The organism is Flavobacterium hungaricum (genome assembly GCF_015182285.1).
Taxonomy (GTDB): domain Bacteria; phylum Bacteroidota; class Bacteroidia; order Flavobacteriales; family Flavobacteriaceae; genus Flavobacterium; species Flavobacterium hungaricum.
Map to the genome: position 1 here is coordinate 1,236,767 of NZ_PRDM01000002.1, position 24,582 is coordinate 1,261,348.

The window sequence follows — 24,582 nt, forward strand, 5'->3', positions numbered from 1 at the left end:
TCAAACATTTCACGATAATATAACAAGATCAACATTTGATAAAGACAGTTTATTTAGCAAACGCCTGAAAATTGTTGTAGACAAAATTACTTTAAATAAATTCAAATGCGGTTTCCCGATACATACAGTTGTAATTTGTTTTTCTTCGGCGGTAATCAAAATCGCATCGGCAATATTTTTGTTTTCTAATTTAATAACTTCTGCGCCCAATTGTACGGCGAGTTTAAAATTATTAATTAAATGTCTTTGTTTGTCTAAAGCAATTTTGGTACTGCTTTCTTGCGGTGTTTCTACATACAAAACATACCACGATCCGTTGTAATAACTGGCTAGTCGTGCTGCTTTTCTAATCACAATTTTAGCCGTTTTATCATTACTGCTAATGCAGGCCAATAATTTTTCATGTCTTAAAGCATGAAGATTCGGAACTTCATTCTCAACTTTTCGAACGACTTGACTCGCTACTTCTTTCAAAGCCAGTTCTCGAAGTTGAAGAATTTGTTCCGATTTAAAAAAGTTCGTCAAAGCCGTCTGAATTTTATCCGGAGTATAAATTTTTCCTTCTTTCAAACGCGCAATCAAATCTTCAGAAGACAAATCGATATTGACTACTTCATCTGCCAATCGCAAAACATTATCTGGAATTCGTTCCTGAACATCAATGTTTGTAATACGCTTTACATCCTCATTTAAACTTTCAATATGCTGAATATTAACTGCTGAAATAACATTAATTCCAGCTTCCAGAATTTCTAAAACATCCTGCCAGCGTTTTTCATTTTTGCTTCCTTCAATGTTTGTGTGTGCCAGTTCATCTACAATAACCACTTCTGGACGAAGATTTATTATAGCCTGAACGTCGAGTTCTTCCAATTCTTTCCCTTTATAAAAAATGGTCCGTCTCGGAATTATCGGCAAACCCGCTAATAATTCATGCGTTTCCTTTCGCATGTGCGTTTCGATGTAGCCAATTTTTACATCGATTCCGTTTTTCAATAACGAATGCGCTTCCTGAAGCATACGAAAAGTTTTGCCCACACCGGCGCTCATCCCAATGTAGATTTTAAACTTCCCTTTTCTTGATTTCTGAATTAAATCGAGAAAGTGCTGTGCGTTATTATTTTCTTCTTTCATAGTTTTTGCCACAAAGGCGCTAAGACACTAAGTTTTTTAGCCACAGATTGCACAGATTAAAAGGATTTTTAAATGTCTTTGTGTAGGTTTATTTGCCACGAATTACACAAATTTCCACGAATTATATTTAAATAAAAATTTGTGTAATTCGTAGCGAAAAAAATCCCTCCAATCTGTGTAATCTGTGGCAAGAATATTTCTAGAAACTAATCGCCAGCGAACTCGTTACAAACGTATTCGTATCCGTTGGAAGATTATCTTTATTGGTGAAGATTTGATCTTTACTTGAAAGATTTCTTGCTTCAATTCTAAACATAACATTATCAGTAACTAAGTAATCAAAGTTAGCCGAAAATCCGTAAGTTTTAAAACCATTTGGTGTTTCAGTTGCGATAATTACACCTTTTTCATCGCTGTAATATTCACCGCGCGCTGCAAGCTGAATTTTATCTGTTGGTTTGTATTGTAGAATCAAAACTGGCGAAAACCAAGTATCATATTTTTTACTGCTTTTAGCCGATTGTTGTGATCCAACATCAAAACCAGCAGTTACGTTTGTTTTCTCCGTTACTTTAAACTGTCCGTAAAAATTATTAAAATAACGCCATTTTTTATCAATATCCGGCTGCTCATTTCCAACATAAGTGCTCCAGTTCAAAACAACTTTATCAGACGGTTTGTAAGTAACCTGAGTTCCAAAAGCAGGCGTCTGATTGCCTTCTACTTTTTCAATTCGCTGCCAGCCGTTTAAGTACATTCCTGCCAAATACCATTCTCCAGATTCTGAGGTATAACCAATTTTAACTCCCGTTTCATAATAAGGAGAATTCTCAGCCAAAATACTTCTCGTTAAAGTCTGGCAGTCTTTGCCAATGGCGCTTTCAAAACCAATATGCGACGGCATAATCCCCGCATCAATCCACAAATTATGAGTCGATGAAATCTTTACACCCACATTTGCTTCGTAAACATTTTTCAACAAACCCTGCTCGGCAGCCATATTATATTCGGCATACGTTCCCGCCATCAAGGCAAAATTCCCCCGAATATTTTCTTTCGAATAATTCACTTTTGCCATACCCAAATTCAGGTTTACCTCGTTGCTTTTATTGTAACTGTAAAAAAAGTTTGGCCGTGTATGATCTTCCGGTTTCCCGAAATCATAGCTGTAATAAGCGTCTACATATCCTGAAAATGTAAACGGACTTTTTGATTCTTCTTGTGCGTGTAAATTGCTAAAACCAAAAGCGATTAAAGCAGTAAGTATTATTTTTTTCATTTTTGTGGTATTCTATTATTTATTTGTAGATTTTTTAGGAGCTATTTCCCGCTATCCGTTTCAATCTTTTCCTGGCTAAAGAAGCCAGAAAAAGGATTTCCACTACTATCGGGGCTAGGGCATTTGGGGTAAAAAAGGCGTTTTTGTTTTCTGCAAGGTTTTTAAAATCTTGTAGATATTTAATTTTATAATTTAGTTTTTATCGCTTAGTTTGTCATTTCGACGAAAGAGAAATCTTCGCAAGAAGCTCCGCAAAGAATATCAAATTAATTTTAAAGTTTAGTTTTATCGCTTAGTTTGTCATTTCGACGAAGGAGAAATCTTCGCAAGAAGCTCCGCAAAGAATATCAAATCTGTGACGATCTAGCAACGAAGATTTCTCCTTCGTCGAAATGACAAGAATGCGCATAGAAAACCTTAGTATCTCAGAACCTTAGTATCTCAGTATCTTAGAGTCTCAGAACCTTAGAACCTTAGCATCTTAGAGTCTTACCTAAGCGCATCCAGCGCTACATTCAATTCCAAAACATTAACCGTTTCCGGACCAACAACTGCAGTATTAATTTTAGATTCAACCAAAGCTTTTACTTTAGCTTCATCCAGTTTTCTTTCTTTAGCAATTCGTTTTACCTGAATCAAAGCGCCTTGCGGAGAAACATTCGGATCTAAACCACTTCCTGAAGCGGTAACCATATCTGATGGAATATCAGATTTTTTCAAATAGGGGTGAACCAATAAAAGTGTATCAATTCTTTTTTGAACCAAAGCCAAATATTCGGCATTACTCGGACCTTTGTTACTTCCAGCACTTCCGGCAGCATTATAGTCAACGGCAGAAGGTCTTCCCCAGAAATAATTCGACTTATCGAATTTCTGACCAATTTTTTGATAACCAACCACTTTTCCGTTAACCGAAATCGTTTCTCCTTTTCCTTGATTTGGAGCAATTTGTGCGATTCCGTAAATCGCAAGAGGATAAATAACCGCAAATAAAATCAAAGTAAATACGGTAAGTTTTAATAGTGAAAATAGATTTTTCATTTTTTTTATTTTTAGAGGTTCTAAGGGACTAAGGCTCTAAGGGACTAAGAAAAAAAACTTAGGACCTTAGTATCTTAGAACCTTAGCAACTTTTTTTTACATAAATAGTGCTACTAGTAAATCAATAACTTTAATTCCGATGAAAGGAACGATCAAGCCGCCAAGACCATAAATCAAAAGATTTCTTTTTAAGATCGCACTGGCTCCAATTGGACGATAATCAACACCTTTCAGCGCAAGCGGAATCAAAATTGGAATAATAACCGCGTTGAAAATTACAGCCGATAAAATGGCACTTTCAGGACTATGCAAATGCATAATATTCAAACCTTGCAACGCAGGAATCGCAGTAATAAAAAGAGCAGGAACAATAGCAAAATATTTCGCAACGTCATTTGCAATAGAAAAAGTAGTTAAAGTACCTCGAGTCATTAAAAGCTGTTTTCCAATTTCAACAATCTCAATTAATTTCGTTGGGTCATTGTCAAGATCGACCATGTTTCCGGCTTCTTTTGCAGCTTGAGTACCGCTGTTCATGGCAACTCCAACATTCGCCTGAGCAAGGGCAGGAGCATCATTTGTTCCGTCACCCATCATGGCAACCAGTCTTCCTTCGGCCTGTTCTTTTCTAATGTAATTCATTTTATCCTCAGGTTTAGCTTCGGCAATAAAATCATCAACTCCGGCAGCTTCTGCAATAAATTTAGCCGTAAGCGGATTATCTCCCGTAACCATAACCGTTTTGATTCCCATTCTGCGCAAACGCTCAAAACGCTCTTTCATTCCGGTTTTTATAATATCCTGAAGCTCGATAACACCTTGAACTTCATTGTTTTTAATTACTACCAATGGTGTTCCTCCGTTAGACGAAATTGTAATAACTTGCTGTGCAGTATCTTCAGGGAAAGCATTTCCGGCTTGCTGTGCAATATTTTTTGCTGCATCCTGTGCGCCTTTTCTAATATTGGTTCCGTCTTTTAATACTACTCCAGAAGTTCTTGTTTCAGCTGTAAATTTTATACTATGTGAGATGTTTTCTGTAAGAAGTGAAATGTCTGATTGCATTTTACTATTTACATCTAAGATTTTACCTAACTCGAGAATACTTTTCCCTTCAGGAGTATCATCTGCAAGCGAACTCAAAACAGCTGATTTTACAAAATCATCAAAAGAAATGCCTTTTGTTGGATAAAAATTGGTTGCTTTTCTGTTTCCAATTGTAATTGTTCCGGTTTTATCCAAAAGCAGTACATCAATATCTCCGGCAGTTTCAACCGCTTTTCCAGATTTTGTAATTACGTTGGCACGTAAAGCTCTGTCCATTCCCGCAATACCAATCGCAGAAAGCAATCCTCCAATTGTAGTTGGAATTAAACATACAAACAAAGCAATGAAAGCCGCAATCGTGATGGGTGCGTTGGCATAGTCGGCAAACGGTTTTAGCGTAACGCACACAATCACGAAGATTAAGGTAAATGCGGCTAATAAAATGGTTAGGGCAATTTCGTTTGGTGTTTTCTGACGGCTCGCACCTTCAACCAAAGCAATCATTTTATCCAAAAAGCTTTCGCCTGGTTCAGATGTTACTTTTACCTTAATTTTATCTGATAATACTTTTGTTCCTCCGGTTACAGATGACTTATCACCTCCCGCTTCCCGAATTACAGGAGCACTTTCCCCGGTAATGGCACTTTCGTCGATCGTAGCCAGACCTTCGATAATTTCACCATCAGCAGCAATTAAATCACCGGCTTCGCAAACGAAAATATCGTCTTTTTTTAATGCCGAAGAACTGATATTTCTGATTTCTCCATTTGGCAGAATTTGTCTTGCAGGAGTTTCTTCTCTTGTTTTTCTTAAACTATCGGCTTGTGCTTTTCCTCTTGCTTCGGCAATTGCTTCGGCGAAATTGGCAAATAAAAGTGTTGCCAGTAAAATCAAGAACACAATTAAGTTATAAGTAAAACTTCCCTGATCATTTGCACCCATTAATATTGAAATACAGACAGCAAACATAATGGCTGTTCCAATTTCTACGGTAAACATTACCGGATTTTTGATCATCATTTTTGGATTCAGCTTGACAAAAGACTGCACTAAGGCTTCTTTTACCTGCTTACTTTCAAACAATGATGTGGATTTATTAGTTGTCATTTTCTTGTAAAAAGTTAAATGTTATTTGTTAAATGTTATGCGTTGAAAAAACACATAGATTGTAAAACATAGCCAGTGGTTTCAACCGCTGGGACGCAACGTATATCACAATCTTCGTCCCTGCAATTCGTTTCCCGTGGTTGAAACCACGGGCTATATTGAAATGCGAATGGTAAAATCGTTATTCTAACTATGTGTGAAAACGAGTTTTCTTTTTTATAGATTTAAATTCTATGCCTATGTGTTTAAATTATCCAGCATTTTTATTTTAAAGTAAAGAATTCTGCCAATGGACCTAAAGCTAAAGCTGGGAAGAATGATAAAGCAGCGATAATTGCGATTACGGCAAAAGTCATGATTCCGAAAATTGATGTATCTGTTTTTAAAGTTCCTGCACTTTCCGGAATGTATTTTTTACCTGCCAGTAAACCAGCAATTGCCAATGGTCCAATGATTGGAATAAAACGGCTTAACAGTAATACAATTCCTGTAGTGATATTCCAAAACGGATTATTATCTCCTAAACCTTCAAAACCAGAACCGTTATTAGCCGCGCTCGAAGTGTATTCGTATAACATTTCTGAGAATCCGTGATTTCCAGGATTGTTTAACCAGCCTGTTGCGTTACCGCTGAACCAATATCCCATTGCGGTATCGTGTGCAGCAAAATAAGATGCTAAAGCTGTTCCTGCTAATATTAATAAAGGATGAAGAATAGCGATAAAAGCGGCTATTTTAACTTCCCGTGCTTCGATTTTCTTCCCTAAAAATTCAGGAGTTCGACCCACCATTAATCCAGAGATAAATACAGCGAGAATAATGAAAATGTAGTAGTTCAAAATACCCACGCCGCAACCGCCGTAAAAGGCATTTACCATCATAGATAATAATTGCATTGCGCCAGAAACCGGCATCGAACTATCGTGCATACTGTTTACAGAACCTGTAGAAATTACCGTTGTGGCAATACTCCAGAAACCTGACATGGCCGGGCCAAACCGAACTTCTTTTCCTTCCATCGCTCCAGTTGCTTGTGCAATACCCATTTTTTCGATAGCAGGATTTCCGTTGAGTTCGCTCATAACTGTTGGAACAACCAGAAGTAAGAATCCAACCGTCATTACACCAAAAATAATATTGGCTAATTTTCTTTTGTTTAGGAAAAATCCAAGTGCAAAAATCATTGCAAACGGAATAATCATCTGCGCCCAAAGCTCAACTCCATTCGTAAAATAAGTCGGATTTTCTAAAGGATGTGCTGAGTTGGCTCCAAAGAAACCACCACCATTTGTACCAATATGTTTAATAGCAATAAAAGCTGCAGCAGGTCCGCGAGAAACTTCTACATGATCGCCTTGCAGCGTTGTAATAGCATCTTTACCTTCAAAAGTCATTGGTGTACCGCTAAATACTAATGCGATAGCCACTATTGCTGAAAGTGGTAATAAAATACGAGTACAGCTTTTGATGAAATAATTGTAAAAATTACCCAATTTTTCTGTAGTTCTTTCTTTCATTGCCGTGAAAATCATTGCAGCAGCAGCCATTCCGATACCGGCAGAAACAAACTGAAGAAACATCAAGACGATTTGTGAAAGGTAAGAAACCCCGCTTTCGCCTGAATAATGCTGTAAGTTACAGTTAACCAAAAATGAAATAGCAGTATTAAATGCCAAATCTGGCGTCATAGAAGGGTTGTTGTCCGGATTAAGGGGTAAAGAACCTTGAAACAATAAGACAAAAAAGCAAAGAAAGAACCAAAGCATATTGATACTTAAAAGTGCTTTTAAGTGTTGTTTCCAGTTCATTTCTTCAGCCGAATTAATACCGCTGATTTTAAAAATAAATTTTTCAATGGGATTGAAAATGGGGTCAAGAAGTGTTTTATCTCCCAAATAAACTTTAGCAATATATTTTCCTAAAGGAATCGCTAAAACAATGGTTAGAATAAAAATACCAATGACGCCTAATAATTCTGTGTTCATATTTTTTATTTTTTGTGAGATGTGAAATGTAAAAAGTGAGATGTAATTTGTAAAAAAGGATTGACGCATAACATCTAACTTCTCACTTATAACTTTTCACTAGATTAAAATTTTTCGGGTTTGATTAAGACATAAACCAAATACACGAAAACGGCGATTGAAATAATAAATAGTGCGGTCATGATTTAGATTTTTTCAAAAAATTCGACTGACATAAAACAAATTGCAAACAGCACAACGGCCAATGCGAGTAAAAGAAATGTGATCATAGGATTATTTTAGATTTGTGAAATGTGAAATGTGAGAAGTAAAATGTTTTTTGTGAAAAGTGATGAACATCTTACATTTCACAAAAAACATTTCACTAATTAAACTCCTGAAGCATTAACCTGCTTGATATATTCCGCTTTAAGCGTTTGAGGAAAAAGATGTGAAATGTTGCAGTGACGCATTTCCATAAAAGAAGAAACCGAAAAAACATACACATTAGAAATGGCATTTTTTGTTTCGATGCTTCCGGTTATAAACAAACGTTCGGCAAGAGCCAGACATTTCTTCGCTCTCACGATATTGCCCGAAATAATCGATTTTTTAGTGATTTCGGCAAAGCGTTCAGCTTGTTTGTAGATTGAGGTAACTTGAGTTTTCATTTGGAATGAATTTTAATGTTCTCCCTCCTTATGCCAAAATATGTTCCGAAAAAGTCAAGATACAGCTAAAGTGCTGTCAATAAAAGGAATGTAGTTATGTGCCAAAAATCAGGCATAAAAAAAGCCTATCATTTTGATAAGCTTTTCTCGTTTTGATATGTTATTGTCAAGCTCCGGAGGAGCGAAATATTTATAGAAATAAAGGATCATAGTTATTAGAGCCCCAGCGGGGTGACCTATTTTTTTAGATTGCGTAGGTGTCGCTCCGCTGGAGCTTTTTTTCACTGGCAATAAATAATCTATAAATATTACGCTTCTCCGAAGCTTTAAAAATTGATATTAAAATTTGCCATTGATATTGGAATTTGGAATTTTTTAAATTTTGGAATTTTCAATCCCATATTCTTCTAATTTTCGATACAAAGTCGCAATTCCAATTTCTAATAATCGAGCCGTTTCAGCTTTATTGCCTTTTGTATAATTTAAAACCTTTTGTATGTGCAGTTTTTCAACACTCTGCATAGAGAAAGCCGACATTGATTTGGTAGTTTTCTCCGCCTGATGCTGCATTTCGTATGGCAGAACGTCTGAAGTTAAAGTATCGCCATTACTCAAAATAACCGATCTTTCGATGATGTTTTTAAGTTCGCGGATATTTCCCGGCCAGGAATAATTTTCTAATTTCTGCAGAAAATCATCAGCAATATGTAATGTTTTTTTGTTTGTTTTCTCAGAAAACTGTTTGACAAAATGATGCGTCAAAACGGCAATATCTTTAATTCTTTCACGTAAAGACGGCAGTTTTATTTCGAAGATATTTAAGCGGAAATACAAATCAGAACGGAAACGATGTTCATCGCTTTCTGTTTTCAAATCTCGGTTTGTAGCGGCAATTAACCTGAAATTGGATTTTTTTGGAGTTGTGTCGCCAACCGGAATATACTCAGAAGTTTCTAAAACACGTAATAATTTCGCCTGAAGATCAATTGGCATTTCACCAATTTCATCCAGAAATAAAGTACCGCCATTGGCTTCTTCAATAAAACCCTTTTTGTCTTTCAGAGCTCCTGTAAAAGCGCCTTGTTTATGACCAAAAAGTTCACTTTCTAAAATTTCTTTACTAAAAGTACTGCAGTTTAAAGCGACAAACGATTTCCCTACGCGATTGCTGTTTTCATGAATAGCCTGCGCAAAAACTTCTTTTCCCGTTCCGGTTTCACCCGTAAGCAAAACAGTTGAATCTGTTTTGGCTACTTTTTGAGCGAGATCAATAACTTGTTCGATGCCTTTTGATTTTCCGATAATGGTACTGAAAGAATATTTATCGTTAATACGTTTTTCGAGCTGCTGCACCTTTTTTTGCAAATGCACTTTTTCAACTGCTTTATAAAGAAGCGGGATAATTTTATCATTATCATCGCCTTTTACAATATAATCAAAAGCACCATTTTTCATTGCTTTTACACCATCAGGAATATTTCCAAAAGCGGTTAAAAGAATAACTTCGACAAAAGGAAATCCTGTTTTAATATTTTCAACAAAATCAACTCCATTTCCGTCTGGCAGTTTTACATCACATAAAACCACATCAATATCCATTTGTTCGAGTTTTTTATAACCTGATTTTAAATCTTTGGCTTCAAAAACTTCAAATTCTTCTGATTTTATAATGCGTGCCAGCAGACTTCGTAGTTTTTCTTCGTCGTCTATAATTAAAATTTTGTGTGTCATTTGTAAATAATGCTAAACCGAATTGGTATTTTGATGTACAAATTTAGGTTTTAAATCATTTCCGTTTTTGATTCAATGGAAATTCATGCGAAAATTCAATTTTGATAATGGTACCGTTATTGTTTTCAATTTTTAAATTCGCTGCAAGGTCATCGCTCAAACCTTTTATAAGCATCATTCCAAAAGAATTTGGTTTTGCATTGTTGAGGTTTGCATCAAACCCAATTCCGTTATCAGCAATAATAAGACTATATTTATTTTCAGCTTTAGTTTCCAGCGTAATATAGATCATTCCTGTTTTTTCATCAGGAAAAGCATATTTTATCGAATTTGTAATCGCTTCATTCAAAATCAATCCAATTGGTACTGCGTGTGCAACATCCAATTCCAACGGATCAATTTTTATTTCAAATCGAATTCTTTGTCCAAGCGAAAAAGATTCTTTTAGATATTCAGCCAATTCCTTAATATAATTCGGCATATTGATAGTCGAAATATTTTCAGAATTATATAATTTCTGATGAATAAGCGACATCGAATGTATTCTATGCTGACTGTTTTTTATGGCATGCAATGCCATATCATTATCCAAATAAGCAGATTGCGAATTAAGAAGACTAATCACAGTTTGGAGATTGTTTTTTACACGATGATGAATCTCTTTCAACAGCCATTCTTTCTCCTCTAATAAATGGGTAAGGTTGAGGTTTTTTTGGTGGATTTCTTTTTCTTTTAATTCCAGTTTGGCATGATTTCGCTGTTTTAAACGGTATCGGTTAAATAATAAAGCAATGATAACCAGCAATAAAATCAAACTCCAGATCGATACGCTGTTTAAGAGTTTCGATTTTTGCAATTCGCTTTTTTGCAATTTATCCTGATCATTCAAAAGTTTTATTTTTTGTTCTTTAGAGGCCGTTTCATAATCAATTTTTAGTTCATCAATTTGTTTGTTTTTGTTGATGCCGCTAGTAGAATCACTAAGTTTTTTTACATTTCTATAATGCTCTAAAGCGCCCAGATAATTGCCATTAAGCGAATCAATTTTGTATAATGAATATTGAAAGATTTCTGAATTATAAGGTTTTTTGTGGATTTTAGAAAGTGCAAAAACTTTATCTGCATAAAATTTAGCCTTTTGTGCATCATTTATAAAGGAATAAAAATAGGCCATACTTGCATAACAATGAGTAACTTCTCGAAAGGTTTCGGGCGCATTTAATTGTCGCGCATAAGAATCCATTTCGATAAAATATTTTTCTGCTAAATCATATTTCTTTAATGATCCATAACAGTTGGCTCTTGCATAAGCTACAAGCATTTTGTCAAAAATACTTTTTGGAGGATAGTCAGCAGTTACACTGTTAATATAAGCCAGAGCTTCTTTGTCCTTTTTCTTTATCGACAAAGCCGAAACAGCACCTATAAAACTTTTGTACCAAGTACCTGTATCTAAAGTTTTTTGCCCAATTTTAATGCTTTTTTTATACAATTCCAGCGCTTCTTCATTATGCCCGTAAGTATTATACACATCCCCAAGACGTGTGTAAAAAATATCACCAAATGTATAATCCTTTTCAGCTTCCATTCTTTTTACACTTTTTAAGGCATAATATAGGGCAGTAGGAATATTGTGCTGCCCCAGTTCAATAAAAGTTATGGTTGTTTCTGCAAATTGCTGATGCTTAAAACCAATTTTTCGCAAATCGACTAAATTTTGGTAAAGCCTTTTTTTGGCTTCATTTATTTTTCCTCCCCAAAAATAAATGGTGGTAATCTTCATGTAATTTTCAATTCTTTTCTCTTCCATTCCTAACGAAGCATAAAGAGAAACGGCTTCTTCGAGAATTTTTTCTTTTTGAGGATCTAAATTAAACAGAAGTGTTCCGTAAGCATCTAATGCCTGAGCAAGACCAAGTTGATCCTTTTGTTTTCGGCAATCTTCAATCACTTTCAAAAAGAGTTTATTTCCTTCTGCTTGATTATTAGCTTGATAATAAAATTTCCCTAAAAGAAGTAAACTTTGATTTTGCCATTTTTTAATTTTTAATTGATTAGAAACAGATACTGCTTCATCAATATAAATTTTTGCATTTTTAAGATCTTCTGGTCTTGAACCCGGCTTGAAAAGATAAAAATTAGACAATTGAAGCAATAATTTAAGACGGTCTTCATTTCTTGATTTAGCTAAAAGTTTTTTAGCCGAATCAATAGTGCCATTATGAATTAAGTCATTTCCAATTAATGGTTTTCCATCATTAAAACCTTCATCACACGCTAAGGACAAAGGCAGCTTATAAGCCTTGCAGACTATTACAACAGCACTATCTACATCTATTGCACCTTGATTGGCATTATACAAATACATCGAAGCAGATTGAATAAGCAGTCTTTTTTTCTTTAGGTCATATTGTTTTAGTGCAGAAGTATTTTGTGCAAATGATTGAAATGCAAATGCAATAGCAAAGCAGAAAACATAAAGTGATTTCATACAAGTGTTGAGGATTAATTGGTTAGTGGTTTTTTGGTCTCACAAATATAAAAAGAACACAACTGATTGTTTGATAAAATATCAAGAAAATTCACATTAAAACTCTTTTTCATGAATTTTATTTTGCAAAAAAGTTAATTAAGTACGTTTTATTAACTAATTTTAGCTCAATATTTTATAAAGATATAATACTAAAAATGCTACAATTATGAAAACGGCTTCCGGCTATACTGATAATTCACTTGAAATGACCCCAAAAAAGCGAATTTTAATTGTTGAAGATCAATTTATAGAAGCACATGATTTGCAATTAATTTTAGAAAAGGCAAATTATGAAGTCACTGGAATTGTCCGTTCTGTGGATCAAGCCCTAGAACAGATTGAATTTGAAAAGCCAGATTTGGTTTTTCTGGATATCATGCTTCGAGGCACTGGAAACGGAATAGATCTGGCTCATATTTTAAAAGAAAAACATATTGCCTTTATTTTTGTATCGGCCAATTCGAGCAAAAAAATCTTAGATCAGGCCAAAACAACAGAACCTTATGGCTTTATTGTAAAACCTTTTAGAGATCAAGATGTTTTGACAACGCTCGAAATTGCATTTTACAGAAAACAGTACAGCTTAGAATCGCAGTTAAAACAGCAGCTGTTAATGCAGCATGAAATTATCGAAATAATTGATTCTAAACTAAAATGGGAAGAAGCACTTTTATTATTAGGAAAAAAAATCCAGACTTTCATCCCGTTTGATTATTTAGAAGTTGGTTTTGCCAATTCGACCTATTATGATAATCTCGGAATCATGCGAAAAAATCAAGACGATTATCAAATTATAAATGCCGCTCGGCTTTCTAAGATCGCAGACATTTCGATCGTGGAATTAAATGAAACCTATCAAAAATCTAAAACTGATACTGCACCTATTATATATAGTGAAGAAAATTTGATTAACAGCTTTCAGGCCGCACCCATAAAAAGTATTATTGCTCATAATTTCGGAATCAAATCGTATTTGGTTTTTCCGGTTACTGTTTCCTCACTTCAGAGATTTTATTTTACTTTTTACAGCCGTAATTTTAACATGTACAGCGATGAAAATTTAAAATTACTCTCAGGTTTAGAGAACAGCTTAATTCAATTTATTACAAAATTATATTCTGGAGAGATTATAAAAACAACAGAGAATAATTCTCAAATCAGCAGCCAGAAGAACACAAAATCAGAAAAAACAGTTTTGAACTGTGAAGGAATTATTGGAAACAGCACACACATGATGACTGTTTTTAATTACATTAGAAAGGTAGCTCCGTCTGACACTTCCGTTTTGGTTTTGGGCGAAAGCGGTACAGGAAAAGAAAAAATTGCTCAAAATATTCACGCTTTGTCGCCAAGAAAAGACCAGCCTTTGGTTATTATTAATTGCGGCGCAATACCCGAAAATCTGGCAGAATCGTTATTGTTCGGCCATGAAAAAGGAGCTTTTACAGGAGCTTTAGATAAAAGAATAGGAAAATTTGAATTGGCAGATGGCGGAACAATTTTTCTGGACGAAATAGGGGAGATGCCCTTAGAGCTTCAAGTAAAACTCCTGCGCGTTCTGCAAGAAAGAGAAATTGAGAGAATCGGCGGAAAATCTCCTATAAAAGTGGATGTTAGAATTATTGCAGCAACCAATAAAAATTTAGAAGAAGAAGTGGCAGCCGGAAGATTCCGAATGGATTTGTATTACCGCCTTCATGTTTTTCCGATCATGGTACCGCCTTTGCGAAAAAGAAAAGACGACATTTCTATTCTAGCCGAGCATTTTATCAATCTGTACAGCGGTAAAATGAATAGAAAAGTACCAGCACTTTCAGAAAATGCACTCCAGACGATCTTAAATTACAATTGGCCTGGAAATATTAGAGAACTAGAACATGTAATACAACGTACCCTTTTGCTGACAGATGGAAATGTAATTAAGGACATCGAATTGTCTATGTCATCCAAAATACATCCAGAACAAACCGCAGAATCATTTTCAATTAAAACAATTCTAGAAAATGAACGGGATTATATTTTATATATTCTAAAAAAATGCAACGGAAAAATATCTGGTGCCGGCGGTGCAGCAGAAATTTTAGACATTCATCCCTCAACATTAAATTCAAAAATCAAAAAACTCGAAATAAAACGAGAAATCAATTAAACAATTTTATACAGCCAGTCAACAATACAATCGGCAGTTTCTTTCCAGTTCGATTGTATTAAAACCAAATGATTGGTGTTCTTGCATTCTTTATAACAAGTTATAGAATGCAGATTTCTGTATTTTTTAAAATTTGTATAAATAAGTTTTTGAGGGATCAATTTATCATCAGAACCCGCCAGAAAAAGCAGCGGCACATGAGGTTTTCTAAAATTGATTTTAGCTTTCGCCGAATACAAATCCCGTATTATTAATTTAGACTCTGGTATCACATATGCAGCATAAGCATTTTTTTGTTCTTCAATTAGCAGACAGTTCACAAACAGTTCCTGCCATTCTTTAAAAGTAATCAAATAACTTTTTTGACTTGAAGTAAATAATCCTAACGAATTCCTAATTCGATTGTAAAAAGAAAACTTTCCCGTCCATATATTTTGAGGTGAAAATGAGTGTATGCAGACAGCACAGAGCGCTAGATCTTTTTGCACCAAAAGCTGTGTCACAAGTCCGCCGTATCCATGACCGATCAAAATTGGTTTTTCAGAAAGTGTCTCAATTGTTTCGGTATAATAATCCAATAAATCACCTAACCGATTTGAAATAATTTTAGCAGTATCCTTTTTTCTCAACACAGGCGGAGATTCATTCTTGTAAGGCCAAGGCGGTGCAGTAGTTTTGTACCCGTGAGATTCAAAAAAAACAATCCACTTTTCCCAGCACAAATGACTTATAAAAGCTCCTGTAATAAATACGATTGTTTTATTATTAGATAAATACATATAATTTGGATTTGCAGATTTCTAAAATTATTTCATAGTATTATCTCAAAGACAAACGACATGCCTTTTTTAAAAGCATTGATTTTAAAGCGTTATTCCGTTTTTTGTTTTACACAAATTATTATATATCGTTAAAACCAAATTCTAATTCTTGAAATATCATTTTTTAGATTGATAATTGTAAGGGAATGTATTTCTATATTTGATAAAATGAATCACCTCAATGAAAACAGCCTTACTCCTTTTATTTCTGACTTTTGGAATTAGTTCTTTCGCTTTCGCGGAAAGCGATTCTTTAAAAAAGCTGCCCAAGACGATTACATTCAAAATCAAATTAAAATCGGCTGAAAAAATAAAAGTGACCGCTTCACGATTAAAATACAACAAACATTTTGCCTATAGTTTTACACTTGACGACGGCTACAGGTCAGCTTATTTAAATGCATTTCCATTATTGAATGGAGGAAAAATCAGCAATTCGGATAAAAACGAATGGAAAATCGATCAGGGTGGAGACGGAACAACTTCAAAAGGTCTTTTTTATTCAGACGGATTCGGAAATAAAATCCCATTTAAATTGGCTTTGGCGGTTAACGGTGGTTCAATTCGGGATTTACCGGCAAACCGCGGCCATATTTCCTGGCCTGAAATTAAAGAAATATACAATGCTGGGTGGGATATTCTCAATCACGGTTTCCATCACGCAACAAAACACGGCACAAATTATTTGACAGAAGTTACAGAAAACACCAAATCGATCCAACAGCATCTCGGTTTTACGATGGCACATTTTGTTGTTCCCGGTGGAGAAAGTGATGAGAAATATTATTTAGAATATGAAAAAGAGGCGCTTAATAACGGCTATTTTTCGACAGCGTCTTATTTTGGTGCCGGTCCCGTTTTTAAAGTAAATTCTAAATTAGATTTAGATAAAATGATTTCTGCTCGAACTTTTGTACAAAGTTCAACGGACACGACTAATTTTAAAACGATGGAGCGTTACTTAAAAACAGTGGATTCAATTGTTAAAAAGTCAGATCCCGTTTGGTTTAATGAATTCACACACGGAACAGGAAATGGAAATCTATGGAATTTAAGCATGCGTTTTCCAGATTTTAAATATTATATGACAACCCTTGCCAATAAATACGGAGCAAAAGGAAACGATTCCATCTGGATGGCGCCATGGCAGGAAGTTTACGAATACATTTGGTTAAGAGACAGAATAAAAGTCGATTACAAACAAAAAAATAAAGAAATAGAAGTTACGATTGAATTGCCAGAAATTCCAGAAACATTTAGACATCGAGATATTTCATTAGCAATCGATACTTCTTCAAAATTTGAAATCGAATCAAGTAAAGATTTAAAAATTAAAGACGACGGAAAAACAACTCACAAACAGATTTTAATTCAATTGAAATAAAAGTTTTTTGCCACAGATTAAAGGATTAGAAAGATTTTTTTTGCCACGAATTCACGAGTTTCTCTAATTCCTATTTTTTTTTACTGGTTTTTATTTTAAACATAGCCCGTGGTTTCAACCACGGGCACACAATATGTAATTACACCCGATTCGTAACGTTTTCCGTGGTTGAAACCGCGAGCTATATTTTGAGCATTTGCGAAAACTAAAATTAAAAATTCGTTGAAATTCGTGAAATTCGTGGCAAAAAAAACTAATCAACTTCCTTTTCGTTATCTTTTATAAAAGTATCGATATTCATTAAATACGGATCAATAACAATACGTTGAGGTTTTGTTTTGAGTTTGATTTTGCCTTCAATTGTATTGTTTTTTATTGTAAATGTAAAACGCGATAACTTTCCGTTTTCATCATAAATCACAACATCTATTGTACTGTCGTTTGGAATTGATTTTCGTTCTCCAGTTGCATTTTCTCTGAATTTCTTAGAAAACGCTTTAAAATAAACCTCATAAAAGCCATTCTTTTTACTACTTGAAACCGATTCTATTTTTGAAGAATAGGTAATAATCTGCTTAAACATTTCATCTAATTTTGGATATAGTTTTTTATCCGTTACGGCATAAATCTCTTTTAATAAATCCTCAGAATCAGGAAACGGATTTGGATATTTATAATGATTCAGAAAATTTTTCAAAGCCAGATTGACTTTTTCTTCACCAATTAAAATCCGAAGTTGATGCATCACCAGCATTCCTTTATCATAAGGTAAATGCGGGGTGTCGTAATTGGTTTTGTATAAAGGCGTTTCAGGATCGTAACTTCGGTTGCTCAAGTACAAATCAAGATGGATTTTTAAAGTTTCAAGCGCTTTTTCCAAACCATGTTCCTTTTCATAAAGCATCAATTCTGTGTATTGCGCCAAAGTTTCGGTCAAAATCCAGCTTCCTTCTTTCTGTTCCGGACTTATCTGTGCATTTCCCCACCATTCGTGCGACAATTCATGCGCCGTTAATTGATTGATAACATCTTCTTTATCCTTGTTGTTGAGGTTGCTGTAAAAACCAAAATTCTCTTTCATAAAAACAGTCGATGGATACGAAGTCGCCGCAAATCCATCCGCGAAAGCAGAAACTTCGGCATAACGAATTGTTTTATAAGTATATTTATCAAAATTGTTTTGGCAATAATCTAAAGTGTTTTTTACATCCTGAATTAGTTTTTTGATGTTTCTGGAATGTCTTTTATCAAAAAAAACTTCAATAGAAATTCCTTTATAATTCGTCTTTTTGATTTGATATTCCGCAGAAGAAAAAGCAAATCGAAACGGAATCTTGCCGTTCGATTTATAATGAAAATAATTGCGGTTGTCTTTTTTCCAACTCCCAATAAAATCTCCAACACCAATCGCCGTTTGATTTTTAGAAGTCGAAACCACAGCATCATAATCAACAAAATCATAGTTAATTTCCGATTTGTCTTCCAGTTTTTTAAGAGGCGTCTGCGGTTTCAAATGTCTTTTTGCACGCTCTTTTTTACTGCTGATTTCATTCGATTCCTGATAACCAAAAAGCGGAAAATAACGGCTCATTCGCATAAAAGAACCATTTTCGATTATAGAATTAAAAGCCGTATGTCCTTTAAAAGGTGACCAGTAAGATTCAAAAGAAAAATTCATTTTCATTTTTTGCTTGGGCAGTAAAGGTTTTTGTAATCGATACCAGTAATGATGAAAAGCAGCAACATCATCTAATTTTTTAGAATTTGGAATCTCAACGGAAGTCAGTTTTGAATTTCGATCTATATATAGGAGTAAACTATCAATTGGTTTTTCAGAATTATTGACTAATTCATAAATGCCTTTTACTTCATAACGGTTTTCTTCAGGAAATAAATCGACTTTGCTTTTTACAGAAACAATTTTGGGCTGAGGTAGATTTGTATATTTTTTAAATTGATTTTCATATTTCTCGCTCCAATTATTCTGATCGTCTTCGGTCAAATATGGATATTCAATATTGGTTTTATAAAAAAGATAACTTCCAAAACCGACAAAAAGAATAATTCCGAATCCTAAAATTGCTTTTTGAATACCATTAAATGAATTTCTGCGAAAGGTTTTTACGATTGAAGCATTTCGTTTCCATAAAATTCCAGTCAGGGTTAAAAGGATTAAAGCCAATCCAAAATTGTACAACATCGAAGCATGAAACGGAAAAGTGTATTTTCCGAAACCATTCAAATCAAAATATTCTGTTTTAAAAGCATTTCCAAAACGAAATAAAGGATGTGAAATTCCTAACTTCTCTCCAATTCCGGTACAAAACAAAATGCAGACAAAAACCGAAATCGCAAGTCCGATGTACTTATTTTTGATGAAAGTCTGAATGGCAATGATCAAAATTGAAATTAAAAGCAACGGAAAGCCAATGAAATAAAACAACGAAAAGTAAAGACTAATTTCGATGGGAGCATTCGCATTCATAATTTGAAATCCGCATCCAATGAAAATACTTATCGCAATTATGATTATCGGAATAATAAAAAGAGCCGTCAATTTTGCCAGCAAAACAACAAATGGAGAATAAGGCGCCGTATTTTCTAGCATTTCAAATCTCGAATTTTCACTTCGGTTTAATAATTCACTGCTGTAAAAAAGCAGAATCAAGATCAGAATAAAAGGCAGACGATCCATAATGGTGGTAATCATCAAAGCAGTATCGGTGATTTTTTCAGCCAAGCGGATGCCACCGTCAATTTCATCTGAAATCTCAATCATTAATAATGCAGAGAATAAAAAAATGATCAACAAAAACGGAATTCCTTTCAGAATTAAATAAATATCTAGTTTTATATTGCTTTTAAAAACCGCAAAATTATGCCTGAAAGTTTTGAACTCAATGTTTTCTGGAATTTCCGAAGAAAGGATTTTTACTTCTTTTGAAATAGTTTTTGACGTTTTTATTTTTTTAGTTTTCGTTTTTCGGAATGAAAACAATCGATACGAAACAAAAAGTAAAAGGAGGGAAACAGAAATCCACAGTATTCGATTGAATAAAAAGTTGCCAGAAAGCGAAATCAGTTCGGTATTTTTTTCAATCGAGGTCCAATATCTCGTTTGTTCCAAGAAAGCTGCCAAACCAAACGGATCTATTTTGGCTGCTAAAGACATGGCTTTCGCCGAAGACGGAGAAGCATTTGCAAATAGGGGCGAATTCGAAAAAATCGAACCTGCTATATATAAGATGTAAATTAATAATCCGCCGACATAAATTAAGAGTTTGCTTCGCGTAAGCCAGGCCAGAGCAGTCAAGATAGAAAGGCACAAAAAAATATTCGGAATCACAATTACAAAATACGGCCAGAGATAATTTATTATTTCAAAAGGGCCAATCTCGCTTTTAGAAAGCCATGACATTTGATGTCCAATTATCATTCCTGTAATAAACATCCCTAAAGAAATTATGGCGATTGCAAACGCGATAATAAATTTAGGCGCCAAATAATAAAACTTAGAAATAGGAGAGGAGAAAATAATCGAATCGAATTTCGTTTCATATTCTTTTAAAAAACTCTGTGCCGCTTGAAGTGTAATCGAAAAAATCGTCATCAACGAAATCAGGCCAATTGCATAAGTTAAAACATACGGACTATTTTTGTAAGCACCCGAAAAAGAGAAGTTCGCAAACGCGCTGACAAAAAATCCTAAAACCAAATAAATAATAAACGTGGCATAAAAAGTCCAGCTTCTACTGTTGTTATGCCATTCAAATTGAATTAATTTAGAAAACATAACCTTAATTTTGAAGTTGATTTTGACTTAAAACACTAAAATAAACATCGCTTAAATCTGGAGAAATCAATTCGAACCCAGAACTTGGTCGTGCATCGGAGAAAACATGAATATTGATTTTCCCTGAATTTAAATGCGAAGAAATGATATTGAAATTCAATTGATAATTTTTCAATTCTGTTTTTTGAATCGCTTTTATCCAGATTTTATCTTTCAAAGAATCAATTGCGTCATTAGGTTTTCCTTCCAAAATCAATTTTCCGTTGGAGATAATCGCCATTTTAGGACACAAATCTCGAACGTCTTCTACAATATGAGTTGATAAAACAACGATAATGCTTTCGCCAATTTCGCTCAGTAAATTATTAAATCGGTTTCTTTCCTCTGGATCAAGGCCAGCCGTTGGTTCATCCACAATAATAATCTTCGGATTTCCAAGTAAAGCCTGTGCAATTCCAAACCTTTGACGCATACCGCCGGAGAAAGAATGAACCGCTTTATCTTTATGCTGTAATAAATTAGTCTGCTGTAATAAATATAAAATTTGATCTTGTCGTTCCTTTTTGTTGACGATTCCTTTTAGAACTGCCAAGTGATCGAGCAGACGATAAGCAGAAATTTTAGGATAAACACCAAATTCCTGCGGAAGATAACCTAGGTTTTGTCTGATAAACATGGGATTTTCCAGAATATTAATTCCGTTAAATTCAATAATTCCAGAAGTAGGTTCCTGCAAAGCGGCGATAGTTCGCATTAAACTGGATTTTCCGGCGCCGTTTGGTCCTAATAAACCAAACATTCCGTTTGTAATTTCAAGCGATAATTGGTCAATCGCTTTCGTGCCGTTCTCATACGTTTTGCTGAGATTTTTGATTGATAAACTGTTCATTTTTTGATTGATTTAGATGATTGAATGAATTATGATTTGAAAAAATTAGGCAATAGAATACCTGTCGGCTTCAAAAACCGATTATTATGTTTAGAAATTAAGATTTAAAAGAAAGCTATTCCGATACGTATTCTAAGATATCGCCAGGCTGACAATCCAAAATTTTACAGATAGCTTCGAGAGTATCAAACCGAATCCCTTTTGCTTTTCCAGTTTTTAGAATCGATAAATTGGCAGGCGTAATATCTAATTTTTCTGCCAACTCTTTACTCTGCATCTTGCGTTTAGCAAGCATTACATCAACATTTACAATTATTGGCATAGTTATATAAATAAGTCTTGTTCGTTCTGAAGGTTTAAACCTTGTTTAAAAATGGCGGCTAAAAAGTAAGCAAAAACACCCAGCATTCCGTGCAATACTATAAAAAGTGAAACTTCATTGTCTAAAGGCACAAAAAAGAAAGCTGCAAATATTACAATTCCCGGAATCAATAAATTAGATAAGTAGAAGCGCCTTAAATGAGAAATTCCGTTTGCGGTAAATAATTTAGGCTGAAAAAATACTTTAAAAACATTACTGCTCAATAAAAAGAAAAGTCCATACAAACTCAAAGGTGCCAAAAAATCAAAAAGAATATAGGGCAGGTTATAATCTCCCAGCATTAATGGATGGCTAGTAAAAGGATAGCAAACCTGAAAATACTTTCCGTTATCCTTAAAAGTCAAAAACAATCCCGTTACTAAATTAAAAACAGAATATGCGGCCAAAAAGAAATAAACAACAGCCAAAAATCGGGTAAAGTAAAATAATATCCTAGATACAATATGAGTGGTCTTCATATATTGAAAAGTTAGATTTATATTGCAAATGTATAATTAATTATCGTAAAACAATAATTAATTATTAAAATTACACTTTTGGAAAGCTTTAGAAATATTATAAATCTATTAACATTCGAAAACAAAAGGCATCCGTATAAATGAGTTAATTTTGCATACTAGCATTTTTTTATATGAAAAACCCAATTTCAGTCTCATTATTAGACCTCGCTATCATCACTCAGGATAGCAACGCCGCAGAAACATTTCAAAAAACAAAAGACATAGCGCAATTAGCAGATAATTTAGGATACAAGCGATTTTGGCTGGCAGAACATCATAACATGGCACACGTTGCAAGTACAGCAACGGTTGTTTTAATTGGTTACGTAGCAAGTCAGACCAAAAATATTCGTGTAGGTTCTGGCGGTATCATGCTGCCGAATCATTCTCCTTTAGTAGTTGCCGAACAATTTGGAACTCTGGAAACGCTTTACCCAAACCGAATCGATTTAGGTTTAGGAAGAGCACCTGGAACAGATCAGCCAACTGCCGAAGCAATCAGAAAAGATTTTTTTGAGCAGGCACAGCGTTTTCCGCAAAATGTAAGCAAACTTCAAGAGTATTTCTCTTCCGAAAACGAAACAGGAAAAGTGCGTGCATTCCCAGCTGAAGGATTAAAAGTCCCAATTTGGATTCTAGGTTCAAGTATGGACAGCGCAGCTTTGGCTGCGGCGTATGGATTGCCTTATGCTTTTGCTGGACACTTTGCACCCAAGCTGATGATCCAGGCATTTGAATTTTATCGCGAAAACTTTCAAGCTTCAGAATATTTAGACCAGCCAAAGACAATGGCTTGTGTTAATATCATTGCGGCAGACACAAACGAAGAAGCAGAACTATTGTCTACAAGTTTGTACCAAATGTTTTTGAACTTAATTAGAAACGACCGTAAAGGTTTACAGCCTCCAGTTCCTTCATTAGATGATATTATGAATGAAGCAGAACGTTTTCATGTCAATCAAATGACAGCCGGAACATTCACAGGAAACAAAGAACAATTAGTAACCGATTTGAAAAAGTTTATTGACTACGCCAGAATAGACGAACTAATGGTAACAAGTCCAATCTTCCATCATGAGGCAAAGCTAAAAAGCATTCAAATCACCAAAGAAGCAATCGATAGTCTAAACGAAAGTATACATATATAAGTATACTATATATAAGAGTAGATTTCATTCCCACAACCCGACAGTTTTCTAAACCTGTCGGGTTTCTTTTTGCTGTTCTATATATAAGTGTAAAATCATTTCTCTGAATAATCCTTTCTGTTTTTAATTCGGTATTTCAGGAATTTGGAGCTGTTACCTGCTTTCCGCTGTATCTTTTGTTTTTTAAAGAAAAAAACAAAAGGATGCCGCTTCAATCAGGGCTGGGCAGACATAATGAAAAGATGATTATGTTGTAAAATCAGCTGAAAGGACTGCTTAAATCTGAAAATTCCACAAAAGGGGTTGTTGAAAACCCTTTGAAAATGCCAAAAACACGCTTAAAAGAAGAAAAACCTTACGTAATTTGAAAAGACTTTGATTTGTAAAGCTGCTGTTATCAAAGAGTTAAGAAAAACGGTTAAAAAAGATGGGAAAAATGTAAAATAAAAGCTTGTTAATGTAAATAAAGGTGCTACTTTTGCACCCGCAACAACGAAAGACGTTCACTGAAATACTGACAAGAAAACGAATCGAAGCTTTGAGAAAAGCGAAAAAAAAGATTCAAAAAAGCTTGTGAGATTTAAAAATGCTTTTTACATTTGCACCCCGCAAAACACGGAAAGTTCCTTGAGATACTGATAGAGAAATTAAGAAAAAGAGACGATAAAAAAGTTCCAAAATTTTTTTAAATTTTTCTTGCAGGAAACAAAAAGAATTTCTAGTTTTGCACCCGCTTTGAGAAACAAGCGAGACAAAAAGAAATACACGTTCGTAGACATATTGAATTGACAGCCGTCCCGATTACATCGGGACAAAAGAAATAAGAGTAATAGAGTCGTAAGATTCGAGAGAGACTGATAGTATTTATCGTTTAATAATATAAAAAATATACGATGAAGAGTTTGATCCTGGCTCAGGATGAACGCTAGCGGCAGGCTTAACACATGCAAGTCGAGGGGTATATGTCTTCGGATATAGAGACCGGCGCACGGGTGCGTAACGCGTATGC

Annotated in this window: 17 protein-coding genes and 1 rRNA gene; 4 read left to right on the forward strand and 14 right to left on the reverse strand. The window is 34.5% G+C overall.

All coding sequences use genetic code 11. The annotated features are described in order from the left end of the window. Positions 1 to 9: 9 nt before the first annotated feature. From C4F50_RS13215 to C4F50_RS13255, 9 genes are all read right to left on the reverse strand, one after another. A complete protein-coding gene (locus tag C4F50_RS13215; protein ID WP_194139117.1) occupies positions 10 to 1,134 on the reverse strand; it encodes a universal stress protein in 1,125 nt (374 codons plus the stop codon). A 199-nt stretch (positions 1,135 to 1,333) separates the two neighbouring features. After that, positions 1,334 to 2,413 carry a porin gene (locus C4F50_RS13220; RefSeq protein WP_194139118.1) on the reverse strand — a complete coding sequence of 360 codons (1,080 nt, stop codon included), beginning with the start codon at positions 2,411 to 2,413 and terminating at the stop codon, positions 1,334 to 1,336. 489 nt (positions 2,414 to 2,902) lie between these two features. Continuing rightward, entirely contained in the window at positions 2,903 to 3,454 is a 552-nt protein-coding gene (locus C4F50_RS13225) for a K(+)-transporting ATPase subunit C (RefSeq protein WP_194139119.1), read from the reverse strand. 96 nt (positions 3,455 to 3,550) lie between these two features. Continuing rightward, a complete protein-coding gene (gene kdpB, locus C4F50_RS13230; protein WP_194139120.1) occupies positions 3,551 to 5,608 on the reverse strand; it encodes a potassium-transporting ATPase subunit KdpB in 2,058 nt (685 codons plus the stop codon). A 263-nt stretch (positions 5,609 to 5,871) separates the two neighbouring features. Continuing rightward, on the reverse strand, positions 5,872 to 7,593 hold the full coding sequence (gene kdpA / locus C4F50_RS13235) for a potassium-transporting ATPase subunit KdpA (protein WP_194139121.1): 1,722 nt from the start codon (positions 7,591 to 7,593) through the stop codon (positions 5,872 to 5,874). A gap of 104 nt (positions 7,594 to 7,697) precedes the next feature. Beyond that, on the reverse strand, positions 7,698 to 7,775 hold the full coding sequence (gene kdpF / locus C4F50_RS13240) for a K(+)-transporting ATPase subunit F (protein ID WP_081909388.1): 78 nt from the start codon (positions 7,773 to 7,775) through the stop codon (positions 7,698 to 7,700). A 186-nt stretch (positions 7,776 to 7,961) separates the two neighbouring features. After that, positions 7,962 to 8,243, reverse strand: a complete 282-nt coding sequence (locus C4F50_RS13245; protein ID WP_194139122.1) for a DUF7674 family protein — start codon at positions 8,241 to 8,243, stop codon at positions 7,962 to 7,964. A 375-nt stretch (positions 8,244 to 8,618) separates the two neighbouring features. Further along, entirely contained in the window at positions 8,619 to 9,974 is a 1,356-nt protein-coding gene (locus tag C4F50_RS13250; protein ID WP_194139123.1) for a sigma-54-dependent transcriptional regulator, read from the reverse strand. A gap of 55 nt (positions 9,975 to 10,029) precedes the next feature. Continuing rightward, entirely contained in the window at positions 10,030 to 12,465 is a 2,436-nt protein-coding gene (locus C4F50_RS13255; RefSeq protein WP_194139124.1) for a sensor histidine kinase, read from the reverse strand. 208 nt (positions 12,466 to 12,673) lie between these two features. Here C4F50_RS13255 and C4F50_RS13260 point away from each other — a divergent pair, with 208 nt between their 5' ends. Beyond that, the gene (locus C4F50_RS13260; protein ID WP_228012015.1) at positions 12,674 to 14,656 is read left to right on the forward strand and encodes a sigma 54-interacting response regulator; all 1,983 of its coding nucleotides are present in this window, start codon (positions 12,674 to 12,676) and stop codon (positions 14,654 to 14,656) included. On the opposite strand, the gene C4F50_RS13265 is transcribed toward C4F50_RS13260, so the two are convergent. Further along, positions 14,653 to 15,435, reverse strand: coding sequence for an alpha/beta hydrolase (locus tag C4F50_RS13265; RefSeq protein WP_194139125.1), 783 nt, complete (start codon positions 15,433 to 15,435; stop codon positions 14,653 to 14,655). The two genes, C4F50_RS13260 and C4F50_RS13265, sit on opposite strands and share 4 nt — an antisense overlap. A 223-nt stretch (positions 15,436 to 15,658) precedes the next feature. Between C4F50_RS13265 and C4F50_RS13270 the strand changes: the two genes are divergently transcribed. Continuing rightward, the gene (locus C4F50_RS13270; protein ID WP_194139126.1) at positions 15,659 to 16,861 is read left to right on the forward strand and encodes a polysaccharide deacetylase family protein; all 1,203 of its coding nucleotides are present in this window, start codon (positions 15,659 to 15,661) and stop codon (positions 16,859 to 16,861) included. 253 nt (positions 16,862 to 17,114) lie between these two features. Here C4F50_RS13270 and C4F50_RS13275 read toward each other — a convergent pair whose 3' ends face one another. The 4 genes from C4F50_RS13275 to C4F50_RS13290 all read right to left on the reverse strand — a co-directional run bounded on the left by C4F50_RS13275 (position 17,115) and on the right by C4F50_RS13290 (position 22,383). Further along, a complete protein-coding gene (locus C4F50_RS13275) occupies positions 17,115 to 20,654 on the reverse strand; it encodes an ABC transporter permease/M1 family aminopeptidase (RefSeq protein WP_194139127.1) in 3,540 nt (1,179 codons plus the stop codon). Positions 20,655 to 20,658: 4 nt separating this feature from the next. Continuing rightward, positions 20,659 to 21,543 (reverse strand): ABC transporter ATP-binding protein, encoded by an 885-nt coding sequence (locus C4F50_RS13280; RefSeq protein WP_194139128.1) that lies wholly within the window; start codon positions 21,541 to 21,543, stop codon positions 20,659 to 20,661. A 115-nt stretch (positions 21,544 to 21,658) separates the two neighbouring features. Next, positions 21,659 to 21,865 (reverse strand): helix-turn-helix domain-containing protein, encoded by a 207-nt coding sequence (locus C4F50_RS13285; protein ID WP_008466864.1) that lies wholly within the window; start codon positions 21,863 to 21,865, stop codon positions 21,659 to 21,661. Between the two features lie 2 nt (positions 21,866 to 21,867). Further along, positions 21,868 to 22,383 (reverse strand): DUF2975 domain-containing protein, encoded by a 516-nt coding sequence (locus tag C4F50_RS13290; RefSeq protein ID WP_194139129.1) that lies wholly within the window; start codon positions 22,381 to 22,383, stop codon positions 21,868 to 21,870. A 173-nt stretch (positions 22,384 to 22,556) separates the two neighbouring features. On the opposite strand from C4F50_RS13290, the gene C4F50_RS13295 reads away from it, so the two are divergent. Then, entirely contained in the window at positions 22,557 to 23,573 is a 1,017-nt protein-coding gene (locus C4F50_RS13295) for an LLM class flavin-dependent oxidoreductase (protein WP_194139130.1), read from the forward strand. 890 nt (positions 23,574 to 24,463) lie between these two features. Beyond that, a 16S ribosomal RNA gene (locus C4F50_RS13300) occupies positions 24,464 to 24,582 on the forward strand; the annotation flags it as partial.